Origin of the sequence: Streptomyces sp. RKAG337, assembly GCF_023701715.1 — a bacterium.
Taxonomy (GTDB): domain Bacteria; phylum Actinomycetota; class Actinomycetes; order Streptomycetales; family Streptomycetaceae; genus Actinacidiphila.
The window spans coordinates 6,322,886-6,340,442 of record NZ_JAJOZA010000001.1 but is presented as its reverse complement, the minus strand read 5'-3'; the positions used below and the strand labels follow the sequence as shown (position 1 = coordinate 6,340,442).

Sequence of the window (17,557 nt, the reverse complement as noted above, 5' to 3'; positions counted from 1 at the left end):
CGGTCGCCCCTCCGGCCGGCCTCGAACCGGCCGCCGGATTCCCCGCGTATTCACAGACACCGGGCAGCGGTCTCGGACGGCCGCCTCCCTTGACTTCTCGATCGGCCCGTGCGATCCATGGCGGTTCCGACCGCCCAACGGCCCCTCGGGGGCCGCGAAGTACCGGGAGCCGCATGCTGACGCTCACCGAAATCTCCGACCGGCTGGAGATACAGGACCTGATGGTCGACTACTGCCACGCCGTCGACACCCGGCAATGGGACCTGCTCGACGAGGTGTTCGCGGCGGGCGCCGTCATCGACTACACCGCGACCGGCGGGCCCCGCGGCACCCTCCCGGAGATCAAGGACTTCCTCGGCTCCGTGATGGGGCGGTTCCCCGCCTACCAGCACCTCCTGGGCAACGCCTCGATCCGGCTCGACGGCGACACCGCGACCGGCCGCACCATGTGTCACAACCCGCTGGTCCTGCCCGGCGAGCAGGGCGCGGCGGACGGCGGGGTGCTGCACTGCGGTATGTGGTACATCGATGCTTTCGTCCGTGTCGACGGCGCCTGGCGCATCGCTGAACGCTTCCAGGAGAAGTCCTACCTGCACTTCGCGCCGAGCGCGCCCGGCCGGCCGAAGGGCTGACACCGCGGCCCACGAGAAGGGCCCGCACCCCTGGGCAGTCCAGGAGTGCGGGCCCTCCGACGCGCTACGGGGATTCCGCCTGCGGGTGGGAACTGGTGGATCAGCTGTGCGAGGAGCGGCGCTTCCGGTTCATGAAGAGCAGGCCCGCACCGGCGGCCACGACGGCAGCGGCGATGCCGCCGATGATCGGCGTGGAGCTGGAACCACCGGTCTCCGCCAGGTTGGTCGGCGGGGTGGACTGGCTCGGCTTGACGACGGGCGCGCTCGACGTCGGCGTGGCCGGCACCGTGGTCGCCGGGGTGGTCGGCGTGGCCGGCACCGTGGTCGGCGTCGTGGTGGGGGGCGTGGTGGGCGGAACGGTCGGCGGGGTGGACTCGTCACCCTTGCAGGGCGCGACCGTCTTGGTCTCGTCCTTGTCGAAGTTGTGCTTGGCGGTCGTGTCGCCCGCCTTGACGACGAGGTGCACGGACACGTCCTGACCGTGCTTCGCCAGCTCCAGCGTCTTGTGGAACTTGCTCTTGAAGCTGGTCGTCGCCAGCAGGTCCTTGCCGTCCACGGTGATCGTGACGGTGTTCTCGACCCTGCTGTTGTACTGCGTGAGGTCGACGGTGACCTTGTCGCAGGTAACCGACCAGACCGGCGTGTGCGCCGATGCCGGAGTGGCGAGAACGCCCGTTCCGACAAGTGCCGCGAAACTGACAGCGGCTATCGCACCGGTACGAACCCGGCCATTGTGCTTTATCTGCATGAATCCTCCATGAACATCCCTGGGCGGCAGCCCCGTTCAGCCGCGCATGTGCGAGACGCGGACCATACACCCGCCCCTCACGCGTCCCGACACCGCCCCAGGTGTCATGTCCGCACCCGCTCAGCAGTGACCCCCGGCGCCACAGGGGCACCGGGGGTCACGGACGGATCGGGGCCGGCGGCGGCCGTCGGTCGGCAGGCGGTCAGGAGGCCGCGCTGTGCCACACCGTGGTGATGTTGCAGAACTCGCGGATGCCGTGGCCGGACAGCTCGCGCCCGTAGCCGGACCGCTTCACCCCGCCGAACGGCATGGCCGGGTGGGAGGCGGTCATGCCGTTGAAGAAGACGCCGCCCGCCTCCAGGTCCCTTACGAAGCGGTCCTGTTCGGCTTCGTCCCGGGTCCAGACGTTGGAGCTGAGGCCGAAGGGCGTGTCGTTGGCCAGCCGTACCGCCTCGTCGAGATCCGCGGCCTTGTAGAGGGTGGCCACCGGGCCGAACGCCTCCTCGTGATGGATGCGCATCCGCTCGGTGATGCCCGCGAGCACCGTCGGCTCGTAGAACCAGCCCGCCGCCTGCGACGCGGGGCGCTGCCCGCCGCAGAGCGCCGTCGCGCCGAGCTTCTCGGCGTCGGTGACGAGTTCCTCCAGATCGGCCCGGCCCTGTTCGGTGGCGAGCGGCCCGACGTCGGTGGACTCGTCCATCGGGTCGCCGATCCGCAGGGCGGCCATCGCCTCGGTGAAGAGCGCGGCGAACTCGTCGTACACGTCGGCGTGCACGATGAAGCGCTTGGCCGCGATGCAGGACTGCCCGTTGTTCTGCACCCGGGCGGTGACCGCGGTCTTCGCGGCCCGCGCGACGTCGGCGGACGGCATGACCACGTACGGGTCGCTGCCGCCGAGTTCCAGGACGGTGTGCTTGACGACGTCACCGGCGGTCGCGGCCACCGCGCGGCCGGCCGGCTCGCTGCCGGTCAGGGTCGCCGCCACGATCCGCGGGTCGCGCAGGATCTCCTCGACGGCGCCGGATCCGATCAGCAGCGTCTGGAAGCACCCCTCGGGGAATCCCGCACGGTGGAACAGGTCGCCCAGGTACAGCGCGGTCTGCGGAACGTTCGAGGCGTGTTTGAGCAGGCCGGTGTTGCCCGCCATCAGGGCCGGCGCGGCGAACCGGACCACCTGCCAGAGCGGGAAGTTCCACGGCATGACGGCCAGCACCACGCCCAGCGGGCGGTAGCGCACAAAGGCGCGGCTGCCGCCGGAGTCCTTGACGTCGGCCGGCTCCGGGTGCTCGTCGGCCAGCAGCCCCTCGGCACGCTCCGCGTACCAGCGCATGGCCTTGGCGCACTTGGCGGCCTCCGCGCGGGCGGCGACCAGCGTCTTGCCCATCTCGGTGGTCATGGTGCGGGCGATGTCCTCGCCCTCCTCCTCCAGCAGCGCGGCCGCGCGGCGCATCAGCTCGGCGCGCTCGTCGAAGGAGGTGGTGCGGTACTGGCGGAAGGCGGCTTCGGCCAGGGCGAGCTTCTCCTCGACCCCGGCGGTCCCGAGGGCCTCGAACGTCCTGAGCGTCTCGCCCGTCGCCGGGTTCACGGTCGCGATCGGCACGGCAATGCCTCCTGGGGCTCGGCTGTCCTGATCGTTTGCCCCATTTTCGCGTATGAACCCGCATTCGGCACCGGCGCCGCGCCACCGGGGGCCGGACGGCGGATCCGGGCCGGGAATCCTCAGTGATCCACGGCGTTGAACCGAAGGTGACATCAGCACTCCGAGACATCCCGCTGTCCATCCTGGACCGGTCGCGCACCCGCCAGGGACAGAGCCATTCCCAGGCGCTGCGGGACACCGTCCGCTTCGCCCGGCAGGCCGAGACGCTCGGCTACCACCGGTTCTGGGTCTCGGAGCACCACAGTGTGCCCGGAGTGGCCGGTTCGGCACCGACCGTGCTGGTGGCGGCCGTCGCGGCCGCCACCTCACGGATCCGGGTCGGTACGGGCGGCGTGATGCTGCCCAATCACCGGCCGCTGGTGGTGGCGGAGCAGTTCGGCGTCCTGGAGGCGCTCTTCCCCGGCCGCGTCGACATGGGCCTGGGCCGGTCGGTCGGGTTCACCGACGGCATCCGGCGGGCGCTGGGCCGTGACAAGGAGGCCGCCGAGGACTTCGGCGCGCAGCTGACGGAGCTGCTCGGCTGGTTCACCGGTGAGCAGCGGGTGCACCCCGAGGTGCACGCCTGGCCCGCCGAGGGCCTGCGGCCCCCCGCGTTCGTGCTGGCCACCGGCTCAGGGGCCGATCACGCGGCGGCGCTGGGGCTGCCGCTGGTGATCGGCGCCGTCCGTGGCGAGGACCCGATGCTGCGCGCCATCGAGCGGTACCGGGACGGTTTCCGTACCTCCGTCTGGTCGGCGGAGCCGTACGTCGTGGTGTCGGCGAACGCCGCGGCCGCCGCGTCGCCGGCGGGCGCGCGCCGGCTGCTGCTGTCCGAGGCCTGGTCGAGCGCGTACTCCCGCACCCATGGGGCCTTCCCGCCGCTGCTGCCGACGGCGGAGGTGGAGTCGCTGGAGATGTCGGCGCGGGAGCGCTCGTACTTCGACGCGGCGCTGGAGGGCCAGATCCACGGGACCGGGGACGAGGTGGCCGCGGCGCTGGGCGCGCTCGTGGGCCGCACCGGCGCCGACGAGCTCATGCTGACCACCAGTACCTTCGACCGCGCGGAACTGCTCGACTCCTTCGGCCGGCTGGCCGTGGCGGCGGGCATCGGCGCCCCGGCGGGCGCCCTGTAGCGTCGCCCCATGAACGAGTTCAGCGGGCCGCCGGCCGGGCCGGGAGACCTCGACGTCCGGTGGCACGCCGGCTGGCCGTCGGCGAAGCACGACCCCGCGCCGGAGATCCAGGTGCACGCGTACGACGAGAGCACGCTGATCCTGCGGCAGAACATGTCGGTGCACTTCGAGGCGCCGTTCGTGTTCCTGTTCCTCGGCGCGGACCGGGCGCTGCTGCTGGACACCGGGGCCACCGCGGACGAGCGGTACTTCCCGCTGCGCCGCACGGTCGACGCGGCGATCGAGGACTGGCTCGTACGCCATCCCCGGCCGGGCTACGGGCTGCTGGTCGCCCACACCCACGGGCACGGTGACCACATCGCGGCCGACGGCCAGTTCACCGGCCGCCCGGACACCACCGTGGTGGGGACCGGTCTGGCGGACGTCGTCGACTTCTTCGGCCTGGCGGGCTGGCCGGACGGCAGGGCCGAACTGGACCTCGGCGGCGGCCGGATCCTGGACGTGATCCCGGGCCCCGGCCACCAGGAGGCGGCCGTCGTGCTCTACGACCGGGCCACCGGTCTGCTGCTGACCGGTGACTCCTTCTACCCGGGCATGCTCTACGTCCAGGACACCGCTGCGTTCACCGCCACCGTCGACCGGCTGCTCGACTTCTGCGCCACCCGGCCGGTGACCCACATCCTGGGCTGCCACATCGAGATGACCACCGCTCCCGGTGACGCGTATCCGCGCGGCACCACGTACCAGCCGGACGAGCCGCCACTGCAGCTGACCGTCGGGCAGTTGATCGCCCTGCGGACGGCGCTCACCGAGACCGGCGGCCGCCCCGGTGCGCACATTTTTGACAACTTCATCGTGGACATCACGGGTTAGCGCCGTCCTCGTTGGCTTCCGGCACCGAGTAGTTCACGTCCGGTCGTCTCGCGATCACCCTGCGGCAGCACAACTCCCCTAACCTGCTTCCCACTTGCTCTCTATGGGAGGCGGCTCATGCGCATGTTCGGACGCACATCGGCAGCGGCGGCACTCGCCGCGGCGGCGGCACTGACCCTTCTCGTCCCGACCGGATCGCAGGCGGCGGGCACCGACTCCCTCCCCTACTCCGGCAGCACCGGGGTGGGTGTGCACAACGCGTACGACAAGGCCAAGTACCCGTACTTCGCCGACGCGCTGGACTCCGGTGCCGCGCTGCTGGAACTGGACGTCTGGACCAACGCGCTGGGCGGCGCGAAGTTCCGTGTCTCGCACAGCAACCCCTTCGGCAACGACAACAACTGCGAGAACGCCGCCAACGCCTCCCAGTTGCGCGTCAAGCCGGTCAACCAGGGCCTCGACGGCTGCTTCGCCGACATCAAGGCATGGAGCGACGCGCACCCCGGACACGCCCCGGTGCTGCTCAAGGTGGAGATGAAGGACGGCTTCAACGACAAGGGCGGCCTGGGCCCCGACGAGTTCGACGCCCTGGTGGGCGGCAAGCTCGGCAACGCCCTGTACCGCCCGGCGGACCTGGTGGGCGGGCACGGCACCCTCGACGCGGCGGCGCTCGCGGGCGCCTGGCCGACGCGGGCGGCGCTGGCGGGCAAGTTCCTCGTCGACCTGATACCCGGCACGGTCGAGGAGAGCAACCCGTTCGACAGCCTGTGGACCGACAAGGAGTACGCGACCCGGCTGCGGAACCTCGCTGCCGCCGGAACGCTGTCCCAGGCGACCGCGTTCCCCGCCGTGCACGGCGCCGCGGCGGCCGACCCGCGGACCTCCCGCTACCCGGACGCGACGCTCCGGCCGTGGTTCGTGTTCTTCGACGGTGACGCCGCCGCCTATGTGGACGGCGGTATCGACACCGCCTGGTACGACAACAGGCACTACATCGTGGTGATGACGGACGTGAACAAGGTGGCGCCCGCCATCGACGGCACCCATCCGACGGAGGCCGAGGCGCGGGCCAAGGCCGCGCAGGTCGCCGCCCGTCACGGCAGCCTGGTGACCGCCGACTGGTACGCGCTGCCGTCCGTGCTCTCCTCGGTGTACCCGCGCGGCTGACCCGCTTCCGGATCCGCCACGGTGGTGAGCGGCGCGGCCGGCACGTCCCGCAGCGCGTACAGCGCGAGGGCGGCCGCCGCGGCGCACACCACCGCGGCGCCGATGGCGGCGGCGTGCAGTCCGCCGACGAACGCGTCGCGCGCGAACGGATCGTGCTCGCCGCGATCGCGATCGCCGACGCGGAGGGACTGCAGGCAGCGTCCATGCGCCGGGTCGCCGCCGAGCTCGGCGTGGCCGCGATGGCGCTCTACCGCCATGTGCCGGGCAAGGACGAACTCGTCGTGCTGATGGCCGACGAGGCGGCCGGCCGGGCAGAACTGCCCGAGCCGGGACCGTCCGGCTGGCGGGACCGGCTGGAGCAGGGCACCCGGCTGCAGTGGGAGATGCACCGCCGCCACCCGTGGCTGGCGCAGGTGATGTCGACGACCAGGCCGCCGCTGGTGCCCAACGCGATGGCGGTCGTCGAGTGGTCCATGCGCGCACTGGACCACCTCGATCCGGCCGACATGATCTATGTGGCGGTCACGATGGTGAACTACGCCCGGGGTACGGCGGTGAACCTGGAGGCCGAGGCCGAGGCGGAGGCCGAGCACGCCACCGGGATCACCAGCCAGCAGTATCTGGACGCCAACGACGCGGCGATGCAGGCCATCGTGACGTCGGGCCGGTTCCCCATGTACTCCTCCCTCGCCGGGCGCCACGACCTGGAGATCAACCTCGACACGATCTTCGAGTTCGGGCTGCGCCGCCTGCTCGACGGCATCGAGGTCTTCGTCACCCGGTAACGGGTCCCCCCGCCGCCGCATATGCGGCCGTCACAGCACGTGCTTCCGACCCGTGGCTCTCCCACGCCGCCCTTCAACACCCTTTTGTGCCATGAGTCTAGCTCTTCCTTGCAATCGATCGTCGCAATATTGCGCTGACTTATGGACTTGCTGCAGGGGTGCTCGTAGTCTCTCCCACGCCCGGCCGAAACCCCCACGACACGTGCCCGAAGCGCAGCCGCAACGCGCGCCTCCCGCCCCCACCTTCGACCTGCAAGGACGTGCCTCTGTGATGCATGCACCCCCAAGTCCCCGCCTCAGGCGCAGTACCACCGCGATCGTCTCGCTCGTCGTCAGCGCGGCCGCCGCGCTCACCGGAGTGGGCCTCGCCACCGCGCCCGCCGCGCACGCGGCGGGCGTCGCCGCGCTGTCCCCCTGGATGTTCCGAACCGTGGCGCGGTCGTGCCGTTCAAGGAGCAGGAGGCGGAGTACGCCGCCACCAACGGCACGGTGATCGGGCCGGACCGGCTGTACGGCAATCTGCCGTCCGAGGCGCAGGGCCGGCAGGCCGTCACGCTGAACGCGGTCGGGCAGTACGTCGAGTTCACGCTGAGCGCCCCCGCGAACGCCATGTCGTTCCGCTACAGCCTGCCCGACACGTCGAACGGTGCCGGGCGCGACGCGGCCATCGACCTGAAGGTCAACGGCTCCACGCTGAAGAGCGTGCCGGTGACCTCCAAGTACAGCTGGTACTACGGCGGCTATCCGTTCAACAACAACCCGGGCGACACCAACCCGCACCACTTCTACGACGAGACCCGGACCCTGCTCGGCTCGACGCTGCCGGCCGGGACGAAGATCCGGCTGCAGGTGGCCTCGACCGCCGCCTCCCCCACCTTCACCATCGACCTGGCCGACTTCGAGCAGGTCGCGGCCCCGATAGCCAAGCCGGCCGGCGCGCTCGACGTGGTCGCCGACTTCGGCGCGGACCCGACCGGCGCCGTCGACTCCACCGCCAAGTTCCAGGCGGCGGTCAACGCCGGCCAGGCGCAGGGGAAGACCGTCTACATCCCGCAGGGCAACTTCACGCTCTACGACCATGTGGTCGTCGACGGCGTCACCCTGGCCGGCGCGGGGCCGTGGTACAGCGTGCTCGGCGGGCGCGACCCGGTGAACCGCAACCGCGCCGCGGGCATCTACGGCAAGTACGTCCCCGGTGGCGGCTACACCGGCGGGGTGCGGCCGCAGGAGGCCAACGGGCCGAGCCGGAACGTCACCCTGAAGGACTTCGCCATCATCGGCGACATCCGCGAGCGCTCGGACGACGACCAGGTCAACGGCCTCGGCGGCGCGATGTCCAACTCGGTGGTCGACAACCTGTGGATCCAGCACACCAAGGTCGGCGCCTGGATGGACGGCCCGATGGACAACTTCACCATCAAGAACAGCCGCATCCTGGACCAGACCGCGGACGGCGTGAACTTCCACACCGGGGTGACCAACTCCACGGTCACCAACACCTTCCTGCGCAACCTCGGTGACGACGGGCTGGCGTCCTGGCCGGAGCGGGTCGCGAACGTCGGTGACTCCTTCACCCACAACACGGTGATCCTGCCGATCCTGGCGAACAACATCGTCACCTACGGCGGCAAGAACTTCACGATCTCCGACAACGTGATGGCGGACACCATCTCCAACGGCGGCGGCCTGCACATCGCCAATCGCTACCCCGGGGTCAGCTCGGGCAACGGCACCGCCGTCGCGGGCACCATCACCGCGGCCCGCAACACCCTGATCAGAACCGGCAACAGCGACTTCAACTGGAACTTCGGGGTCGGCGCGATCTGGTTCGACGGCCTGAACGAGGCGATCAGCGGCGCGGTCATCAACATCACCGACACCGACATCCTGGACAGCTCCTACGAGGCGATCCAGACCATCGAGGGCGGCGTCAGCGGCGTCAACTTCACCAACATCAATATCGACGGCGCCGGTACCTACGCCATCCAGGCCCAGGTGCAGGCCAACATGAAGTTCACCAATGTCACGGCCAAGCACATCGCCCAGGCCGCCACCCCGATCCACAACTGCGTCGGCCCGAGCTTCGTGATCGTCGACGGCGGCGGGAACTCCGGCTGGAACACCGGTTCCACCTGCACCGGCAACTGGCCCGCCCCGATCTGGACCAACGGCGGCATCCCGTCGGACCCCTCGAACCCGCCGACCACCCCGCCCACGACACCGCCCACCACTCCCCCGACCACCCCGCCGGCCTGCGTCCCGGGCACCGGCAACCTCGCGCAGGGCAAGCCCGTCACCGCCACCAGCGCCAACGGCGGCTACAGCGCGGCGAACGCCGTCGACGGCAACGCCGGCAGCTACTGGGAAAGCAACAACAACGCGTTCCCGCAGTCGCTGACCGTCGACCTCTGCGCGGCCACGAGCGTCGACAGCGTGACGTTCAAGCTGCCGCCGGGCTGGGAGTCGCGCTCGCAGAACATCACGGTCCTCGGCTCCGCCGACGGAACGAACTTCAGCCAGCTGGCCGCGCCGAAGGCGTACGCCTTCGACCCGGGCGGCGCCAACACCGTCACCGCCGGCTTCACCGCCGCGAATGTGCGCTATGTCCGGGTGACCGTCTCGGCCAACACCGGCTGGCCGGCCGCCCAGCTCTCCGAGCTGGAGGTCCGCCACACCGGTACGACGCCGCCGACGACTCCGCCCACCACTCCCCCGACCACCCCGCCGGCCGACAGCAACCTGGCCGCGGGCAAGAACATCAGCGCCACCAGCAGCAATGACGTCTACGCGGCCCGCAACGCCAACGACGGGAACTCCACCAGCTACTGGGAGAGCGCGAGCAACGCCTTCCCGCAGTCGCTGACCGTCGACCTGGGCGCGGCCACCACGGCCGGCCGGATCGTCCTCAAGCTCCCGCCGCCATCGGCCTGGGCCACCCGCACGCAGACCCTGAGCGTGCTCGGCAGCGCCGACAACTCCTCGTGGAGCACGCTCAAGGGCTCCGCGGGCTACACCTTCAACCCGGCGAGCGGCAACAGCGCCGGCATCACGCTGCCCGCCGGAACCACCACCCGCTATCTGCGGCTGACGTTCACGGCGAACACCGGATGGCCCGCGGGCCAGCTCTCCGAGTTCGAGGTGTACGCCTCCTGACCCCCGCTCCGACGGGCCCGGCCGGCAACCAGCACCACGCCGGCCGGGCCGACGCGCGTACAGGTCACTTCACGCCGGCCGGTCCACGTCCAGGCGGGCGGTGACGCGCTTGCCGCCGTGGACGCGCTCGGCGGTGACCTGCCGGCACAGCCGGCCGACGATCTCCATCCCGTGACCGCCGATCCGCAGCGGGTCGGGCTCGAACCGCCGGGGCAGCTGGGAGCTGGTGTCCCAGACCGTGATCTCGACGGCGCCGCCGCAGTAGCCCAGCTCCATCACATACGGCCCCGGGGCGTAGCGTCCGGCGTTGGTCACCAGCTCGCTCACGACCAGCAAGATCTCTTCGGCACGTTCGCCGGGCACCGGGGCGGCGCGGTCCGGGGCGAGGCCGTCGAGGAACGCGGCGGCCGTGTCGCGGGCGGCCGCGATGGTGCCGTCTCTGCCCGCGTAGCGGATCGATCGCCGCAGAGGCTCCGTCACGGTGGTGAGTACATCCAGCATGTGGGGTGAGCCCCTTCTGCCTCGCCGGTCACGTGCTCGTTCTCTTCGCCCTCTGCCCCAGCGACGGTGTTCCATGCGTGGCGGGAGCCACCGGACGGTCGCCGTCCGCTTCACCGGGGCCGATGCCGGCCCGGCGGGCCGCGCTCTCCAGGGCCCGCACGGCCAGCCACAGCACGCCGATGTCGTCGATCAGGATCGGGTCGGGCAGCAGATCGACCGGGCAGAGGAGATAGGCGATGGCTCCCCAGAACATCGCCTTCCCGGTCAACGGGACATGGGCGGCCACCAGCAGTCGGCGCACCCGGACCAGGCGCACGGCCAGCCGTACGGCGATGACCAGCATGATCACGACGGCCAGTGCCGCCAGGGTCCATACCAGGGTGGTGTCGCTCATCCGGTCCTCCAGTCGGCGGGCCGGCCCGGCGGGCGCCCGTCCGGAGTCCTGTACCCGCTCCGGCCGGGCCACTCGCCGGTGGCCACCTCAGTGTTCCATGACCGTCCGTCCGCGGCGGCCGCGGTCAGCGGCGGCGCCGGCGGCGGCTGGGGACGGACCATCCGGAGCCGAGTCCCGCCAGGTGGAGGGCGACCAGCACGAGCCCCACGAGCTGGAGGCTGCCGGGTGCGAATACGATGTCCGTCGAGGTTTTGGTCGCGTTGATGATGAAGGCGACCGCGAAGACGACGGCCGCGGCGATGGCGAGCATCCGGACTTCCTTTCCCAAGCTTTTTTTGAGCCTCCCGAGCACACCGGAGGTTCACACGATGTCCACAACTGATCGGTCATCCCTGCGTCTTGCCCGCATTCGGCCCTTCAACCGCCGGATGCCCGGCGACCGTGTCCGGATCCGGGGGTCCGGCCGGCCCGGCTGGACCGGCGGTTCCCGGGTATCCGACTGGCAGATCGGCACACCGCCGACTCCGTACCGTTCAGCGAGCACCGTCTCGAGGGGCACCGTTCCACCGGGCAGCGTCCGCTGCGCACCGTTTCACCGAGGAGCCGGAAATGATCGACGAGCAGGCCGTACTGGCCCTGGGGCCCACCGGCGGCAAGCCCGCGGCGGTCGCCCGGCCGACCGGACACCGGCGGCTGGTCCTGCGGGCGCTGCGCGGCGCGGCCGTCGCCGCCTGGGACGAGGACGCCTCCGAGCGGGCCGCGGCTCTCACGTACTACGCCATGCTCGCCCTGTTCCCCACCCTCCTGGTGACGGTCTCGGTGATCGGCCTGGCCGGGACCTCCTCGACCAGTGATCTGATCGCCCAGGTCACGGCGGTGGTGCCGGCCGAGTCGCGGCAGCTCGTCGCGAGCACCATGAAGGACATGGCCCAGGAGCACTCGGCGGCCTGGTTCCTGGCGGCCAGCGGCACGGTGGCGGCGATGTGGTCCGCCTCCAGCTACCTCGCCGTCTTCCGGCGGGCGCTGCACTCGATGTACGGCGTGACCGACCACCGGCCCGCCTGGCGGACCGCGCCCCGCATCGTCATCACCGCGCTGGTGCTGCTCACCCTGCTGGTCTGCAGTGCGGTCACCCTGATGGCGACGGGTCAGCTGGCCCGTCGTGCCGGCCAGGTGCTGGGGATGGACGAGGCGGCGGTGACCAGCTGGAACGTGCTGAAGTGGCCCCTGCTGCTGTGTCTGGCGACGGTGCTGGTCCTGATCCTGTTCCGCTCGGGGCCCGCCAGGTTCCGGCCGCTGCGCGCGATGGCGCCGGGTGGTGCGCTGGCCGTCGTGCTGTGGCTGCTCTCCTCGGTGGGGTTCGCCCTCTACGTCTCCGTCTTCGGGACGTACAGCCGGCTGTACGGGTCGCTGGCCGGGACCGTCGTGTTCCTGGTCTGGCTGTGGGTGTCCCACATCGCGCTGCTCGTCGGCGCGCATTTCAACGCCGAACTGGCCAAGGGGCGCAGCGCCCGGACGGTCTCCGACGACCGGTCAGATCCGCTGTCCGAACAGGTTTCTGAGGGCGCGTGACCCGCACGGGTTCCGCCGTCCGGCCGCTCGCTCCACCGGATGGAGCAGGTCACCGCGCAGAACGGGCGAAAGCGTTCCTACCGTGAACCCATGACTGTTTCCGGTCCTGCCCGCACCCCGTCCCTCTGGTCCCGCGCGGCGGCTCTCACCGCCGTCTGTCTGACCGTCAGCTGCCCGGCCGCCCCGGCGTCCGCCCACGGTGACGACGGCCACGCGCCCGGCCGTACCGTCATCGGCGGCGCGACGCTGGCGCGGCCGGGGGTGCACGTCCTGCCGAAGTCCGGCTCGCCCGCGCTGCCCGCCGGCCTGTCGGCCCTCTCCTGGCTGGTGGCCGACGCGCGCACCGGCCAGGTGCTCGCCGCCAAGGACGCGCACCGCGCGCTGCCGCCGGCCAGCACCCTCAAGACCCTCTTCGCCGTCACCGTCCTGCCGCGCTTCGCGCAGGAGACCACGCATACCGTGACCGAGGACGAGCTGTCCGGCATCGGAGCGGGCAGCAGCCGGGTCGGGGTGCAGGCGGGCCAGACGTACACGGTGGCCGACCTGTGGCGCGGGGTGTTCCTCAGCTCGGGCAACGACGCGGTCCATGTACTCGCCCGGATGAACGGTTCGGTGCCCCTGACGGTCTCCCAGATGCAGGCCAAGGCGCGGATGCTCGGCGCCGACGACACCGAGGTGGTCTCGCCCGACGGGTACGACGCCCCCGGCCAGGTCTCGTCGGCCTACGACCTGACGCTCTTCGCCCGCGCCGGTCTCGCCACCCCGTACTTCGCCGGCTACACCTCCACCGCCACCGCGATGTTCCCGGGCGGCACCGACTCCCGGGGCAGGGAGGTGCCGCCGTTCCAGATCCAGAACACCAACCGCCTGCTGACCGGGGCCGACGGTGTGGGGACGTACCCGGGGATCATCGGGGTCAAGAACGGCTACACCACGAACGCGGGCAACACGCTGATCGCCGCCGCCCAGCGCGGTGACCGCACGCTGATCGCCACGGTGATGAACCCGCAGTCCGGCGTCGCGCAGGCCGTGTACAAGGAGGCCCGCGCCCTGCTGGACTGGGGCTTCGACGCCGCCGGGGTGAACGGCTCGGTCGGCACGCTGAACACCGTCACCCGCGCCGTGCCCGCCTCGGCGCCACGCCGGCCGGCGGCCGCCGCGCTGGCGCCGGTGATGACCACCGCTCCCGCCTCGCAATCCGCCGCGGCCTGGAACGGCTGGGCCTGGTCCGGCGCCGGGGGCGCCCTGGTGGCGGCCGCCGCCGGTACCGTTTTCGCCCGCCGCCGGTACCTCCGCTCGCGCTGACCGCGATCGGCCGGAAAGAGCGGCACAGGGCTGTTCCCGACGGAATTTCCGGCGGATTTCCCCGACCACCCGAAGCGGCGTGCTACAGTGCGAACAGCACTCGAGTACGCCGCTTCTCGGCGCCGGTGCTTGTTCCACTCCCCGCCGTGGCGAATTCCGTCCTTCAGGACCGGCCGCCCGGCAGTACATCTCCTTCCTTCTCCCTCGCGGGTCGGCAAGCCAGTGGTGCGTGACACGTCCGCACCCTCACTCCGCCCCCGCCGGGACCCTTCTTTGGCATGTCCGTGAAAGGACCCAGCATGACCACCACACTCGAACACCCCCCTGCCAGAACCACCCGCACCACCGTCCCGACGCCGGTCACCGGCGTCCTCGACATCGTCGGCAACCAGGGCTTCCTGCGCACTCGCGGCTACCACCCGGCGCCCGACGACCCGCAGGTGACCACGGCTCAGATCCGCAAGTACGGACTGCGCACGGGCGACCTCGTCGAGGGCACCACCGAGCGGCCGCGTGCCCTCGGCACCGTCGAACGGATCAACGGCCGCGAGGCCGGCGCTCCCGGCGTCCGCCCGCACTTCGGTGATCTCACCCCCGTCCACCCGCGCGAGCGGCTGCGGCTGGAGACCTCGCCCGGCGTCCTCACCACCCGGCTCGTCGACCTCGTCGCACCGGTCGGCAAGGGCCAGCGCGGACTCATCGTGGCCCCGCCCAAGACCGGCAAGACCCTGCTCCTGCAGAGCCTGGCCAACTCCGTCGCCGTCAACCACCCCGATGCCCACCTCATGGTCGTCCTCCTGGACGAACGCCCCGAGGAGGTCACCGACATGCGCCGGTCGGTGCGCGGCGAGGTGCTCGCCTCGACGTTCGACCGCCCGGCCAAGGAGCACATCGCCCTCGCCGAACTGGCCGTCGAACGCGCCAAGCGCCTCGTCGAGCTCGGCCAGGACGTGGTGATACTCCTCGACTCGATCACCCGGCTGTGCCGCGCCCACAACAACGCGGCGCCCGGCAACGGCCGCACCCTCAGCGGCGGTGTCGACTCCGCCGCGGTGCAGGCGCCCAAGCGGCTCTTCGGCGCCGCGCGCTGCGCCGAGGAGGGCGGCTCCCTGACCATCCTGGCGACCGCCCTCGTCGACACCGGCTCCCGGGCCGACGACTACTTCTTCGAGGAGCTCAAGGGCACCGGCAACATGGAGCTGCGGCTGGACCGCTCGCTCGCCGAGAAGCGGATCTTCCCGGCCATCGACGTGACCCCGTCCGGCACCCGGCGCGAGGAGCTGCTGCTGCCCGCCGCCGAGCTGGCGGCCGTGCGCGGCCTGCGCCGGGCCCTGCAGTCCAGGGACACCCAGCAGACCCTCGAAATACTGCTCGACCGGATGCGGCAGTCCCCGGACAACGCCACGTTCCTCCAGCAGATCCACCGCACGGTCCCCGGCGCCTGAACGTCTGAGCACCTGAACACCTGAGCCGACCGTCCGGGCGGTACTCCGGCCGGCTCCCTCCGGCCGCACCCGACCGGAAGACGTTTGGCAGTGAATAATAATTCACCTAATCTGGTGAACGTCTATTCACCTCCCCTCTCGTCCGTTGGAGCGCGCCCCGTGGACTTCCGGAAACGGCTCATGGTCCCCGTCCTGGCATTCGGCGGAATCCTCATGGCGATCATGCAGACCGTCGTGGTGCCGCTCCTGCCCGATCTGCCGCGCCTCACCGGCGCCTCGCCCGCCGGCGTCTCCTGGATGGTGACCGCGACCCTGCTCGCCGGAGCCGTCCTCACCCCCGTTCTGGGCCGGGCCGGCGACATGTACGGCAAGCGCCGCGTGCTGCTGATCGCGCTCGGGCTGATGACCTTCGGTTCCCTGCTGTGCTCCGTGACCTCCGACATCCGGCTGCTGATCGCCGCCCGCGCCCTGCAGGGCGCCGCCGCCGCCGTCGTACCGCTGTCCATCAGCATCCTGCGCGACGAACTGCCCCCGCACCGGACCGGCTCCGCCGTGGCGATGATGAGTTCGACCGTCGGCATCGGCGCCGCCTTCGGGCTGCCGCTGGCCGCCCTGATCGTGCAGTACGCCGACTGGCACGTCATGTTCTGGGCCACCACCGCCCTGGGCGCGCTCGGCCTCGGGCTGGCCTGGTGGGTCGTGCGCGAGTCGCCGATCCGCTCCCCCGGCCGCTTCGACTTCACCGGCGCCGCCGGACTCGCGGCCGGACTCGTCTGTCTGCTGCTGGCCGTCTCCCAGGGCGGCCAGTGGGGCTGGACCAGCCCGGCCGTGCTGGGTCTTGCCGTGGTCTCCGTCGTCATCCTCGCCGGATGGCGGTGGCAGCAACTGCGCGCCACGAGCCCGCTGGTGGACCTGCGGCTGGCCGCCAGCCCGCGCGTCGCGCTGCCGCACATCGCCGCGCTCCTCGCGGGCTTCGCCTTCTACGCCAACTCGCTGGTGACCGCCCAGCTGGTGCAGGCGCCCAAGGAGACCGGCTACGGGCTGGGGCTGTCCATCGTGGCGAGCGGGCTGTGCCTGCTGCCCAGCGGCATCATCATGCTGCTGCTGTCCCCCGTCTCGGCCCGGATATCGGCGGCCCGCGGCCCGAAGTTCACCCTCGCCGCCGGAGCCGTGCTGCTGACCCTCGGCTATGTGCTGCGCATCGCCGACAGCCGGCAGCTGTGGGCGATCATCGTCGGCGCCTCCGTCGTCGCGTCGGGGACCACGCTGGCCTACTCCGCCCTTCCGACGCTGATCCTGCGCGCCGTCCCGGCCGGCCAGACGGCGTCCGCCAACGGCGTCAACGTTCTCATGCGCACCGTCGGCCAGGCCACCTGCAGCGCCGCGGTCGCGGCGATCCTGATCCACCACACGGCGCCGATCGGCGGCCTGCAGATCCCCACGCTGCACGGCTATCTGATCGCCTTCACCATGGCCGGCGGGGTCGCGATCCTCGCCTTCCTCGCGGCCGTGTCGATCCCCGGCGGCCGGCGCGGCAGGCCGACACCGCCCGCGCAGCGCTCCGAAGCCGCCGCGGACCCCGCGCTGGAGGGAGCATGAGTCCCATGACGACAGCAGCCCCCGACAGCCGGCGCCGTGACGCCGACGCCACCAAGGCCGCGATCCTGCGCGCCGCCCGCACCATGCTGGGCCGGCGCGCCTACGGCGACATCACCCTCAAGGCCATCGCGGAGCGGGCCGGGGTGAGCGCGCCGCTGATCGTGAAGTACTTCGGCAACAAGGAGAAGCTCTTCGCCCGCATCATCTCCTTCGAGTCCGACGCGGAAGTACTGCTGGACGCCCCGCTGGACGAGCTCGGCCGGCACATGGTCACCCAGGTGCTCACCAGCCAGAACGAACGCGGCATCGACCCCATCCTGCGGATCGTCTTCGCACCGCTGCACTCCGCCGAGGGACAGGGCGACATCCTGCGCGCCAACTTCCGCGAGCAGGTCATCGCCGGCCTCGCCCGGCGGCTGACCGGTCCGGAGGCCCAGCTGCGGGCCGAACTCACCGTCGGCATGCTGCTGGGCCTCGGCGCCGTCTACGGGATCGCGCGCGGCGAGGCGGTCCGCGCGATGACCGTGCCGGCCCTCGTCGAGCGCTGCGCCCCCGCGCTGCAGGAGCTCATCACTCCGGCCGGAAACCCGTTGGCTCCCGCCGCCCGGTAA

General features: G+C 71.4%; 16 protein-coding genes. 11 read left to right on the top strand and 5 right to left on the bottom strand.

The genetic code is table 11. The features are described from left to right. Positions 1-173 precede the first annotated feature (173 nt). Positions 174-632 (top strand): nuclear transport factor 2 family protein, encoded by a 459-nt coding sequence (locus LNW73_RS28240; RefSeq protein ID WP_250991809.1) that lies wholly within the window; start codon positions 174-176, stop codon positions 630-632. Between the two features lie 100 nt (positions 633-732). Here the strand turns inward: LNW73_RS28240 and LNW73_RS28235 are convergent, their stop codons facing one another. Continuing rightward, on the bottom strand, positions 733-1,380 hold the full coding sequence (locus LNW73_RS28235) for an LAETG motif-containing sortase-dependent surface protein (protein ID WP_250991808.1): 648 nt from the start codon (positions 1,378-1,380) through the stop codon (positions 733-735). Between the two features lie 202 nt (positions 1,381-1,582). After that, positions 1,583-2,980: an NADP-dependent succinic semialdehyde dehydrogenase gene (locus tag LNW73_RS28230; protein ID WP_250991807.1), complete on the bottom strand. Its 1,398-nt coding sequence runs from the start codon at positions 2,978-2,980 to the stop codon at positions 1,583-1,585. 146 nt (positions 2,981-3,126) lie between these two features. Here LNW73_RS28230 and LNW73_RS28225 point away from each other — a divergent pair, with 146 nt between their 5' ends. The 5 genes from LNW73_RS28225 (at position 3,127) to LNW73_RS28205 (ending at position 10,130) form a co-directional block, all read left to right on the top strand. Then, a complete protein-coding gene (locus tag LNW73_RS28225) occupies positions 3,127-4,152 on the top strand; it encodes an LLM class flavin-dependent oxidoreductase (protein ID WP_250991806.1) in 1,026 nt (341 codons plus the stop codon). Positions 4,153-4,161: 9 nt separating this feature from the next. Further along, entirely contained in the window at positions 4,162-5,025 is an 864-nt protein-coding gene (locus LNW73_RS28220) for an MBL fold metallo-hydrolase (RefSeq protein WP_250991805.1), read from the top strand. A gap of 117 nt (positions 5,026-5,142) precedes the next feature. Further along, a complete protein-coding gene (locus LNW73_RS28215; protein ID WP_250991804.1) occupies positions 5,143-6,192 on the top strand; it encodes a phosphatidylinositol-specific phospholipase C domain-containing protein in 1,050 nt (349 codons plus the stop codon). A gap of 113 nt (positions 6,193-6,305) precedes the next feature. Further along, a complete protein-coding gene (locus LNW73_RS28210; RefSeq protein WP_250991803.1) occupies positions 6,306-6,977 on the top strand; it encodes a TetR/AcrR family transcriptional regulator in 672 nt (223 codons plus the stop codon). A gap of 441 nt (positions 6,978-7,418) precedes the next feature. Further along, the gene (locus tag LNW73_RS28205) at positions 7,419-10,130 is read left to right on the top strand and encodes a galactose-binding domain-containing protein (RefSeq protein ID WP_250991802.1); all 2,712 of its coding nucleotides are present in this window, start codon (positions 7,419-7,421) and stop codon (positions 10,128-10,130) included. Positions 10,131-10,199: 69 nt separating this feature from the next. Here LNW73_RS28205 and LNW73_RS28200 read toward each other — a convergent pair whose 3' ends face one another. The 3 genes from LNW73_RS28200 to LNW73_RS28190 all read right to left on the bottom strand — a co-directional run bounded on the left by LNW73_RS28200 (position 10,200) and on the right by LNW73_RS28190 (position 11,335). Beyond that, positions 10,200-10,631, bottom strand: coding sequence for an ATP-binding protein (locus LNW73_RS28200; RefSeq protein WP_250991801.1), 432 nt, complete (start codon positions 10,629-10,631; stop codon positions 10,200-10,202). Between the two features lie 28 nt (positions 10,632-10,659). After that, on the bottom strand, positions 10,660-11,025 hold the full coding sequence (locus LNW73_RS28195; RefSeq protein WP_250991800.1) for a DUF1232 domain-containing protein: 366 nt from the start codon (positions 11,023-11,025) through the stop codon (positions 10,660-10,662). A 124-nt stretch (positions 11,026-11,149) separates the two neighbouring features. After that, on the bottom strand, positions 11,150-11,335 hold the full coding sequence (locus LNW73_RS28190; protein ID WP_250991799.1) for a hypothetical protein: 186 nt from the start codon (positions 11,333-11,335) through the stop codon (positions 11,150-11,152). 299 nt (positions 11,336-11,634) lie between these two features. On the opposite strand from LNW73_RS28190, the gene LNW73_RS28185 reads away from it, so the two are divergent. The 5 genes from LNW73_RS28185 (at position 11,635) to LNW73_RS28165 (ending at position 17,557) form a co-directional block, all read left to right on the top strand. Continuing rightward, the gene (locus LNW73_RS28185) at positions 11,635-12,597 is read left to right on the top strand and encodes a YihY/virulence factor BrkB family protein (RefSeq protein WP_250991798.1); all 963 of its coding nucleotides are present in this window, start codon (positions 11,635-11,637) and stop codon (positions 12,595-12,597) included. Positions 12,598-12,687: 90 nt separating this feature from the next. Beyond that, positions 12,688-13,902 (top strand): D-alanyl-D-alanine carboxypeptidase family protein, encoded by a 1,215-nt coding sequence (locus tag LNW73_RS28180; RefSeq protein ID WP_250991797.1) that lies wholly within the window; start codon positions 12,688-12,690, stop codon positions 13,900-13,902. A gap of 299 nt (positions 13,903-14,201) precedes the next feature. Then, the gene (rho, locus tag LNW73_RS28175) at positions 14,202-15,347 is read left to right on the top strand and encodes a transcription termination factor Rho (protein WP_250991796.1); all 1,146 of its coding nucleotides are present in this window, start codon (positions 14,202-14,204) and stop codon (positions 15,345-15,347) included. A gap of 180 nt (positions 15,348-15,527) precedes the next feature. Next, positions 15,528-16,946 (top strand): MFS transporter, encoded by a 1,419-nt coding sequence (locus LNW73_RS28170; RefSeq protein WP_250993061.1) that lies wholly within the window; start codon positions 15,528-15,530, stop codon positions 16,944-16,946. Next, positions 16,943-17,557 carry a TetR/AcrR family transcriptional regulator gene (locus LNW73_RS28165; RefSeq protein ID WP_374118207.1) on the top strand — a complete coding sequence of 205 codons (615 nt, stop codon included), beginning with the start codon at positions 16,943-16,945 and terminating at the stop codon, positions 17,555-17,557. The genes LNW73_RS28170 and LNW73_RS28165 overlap by 4 nt, the downstream gene beginning before the upstream one ends.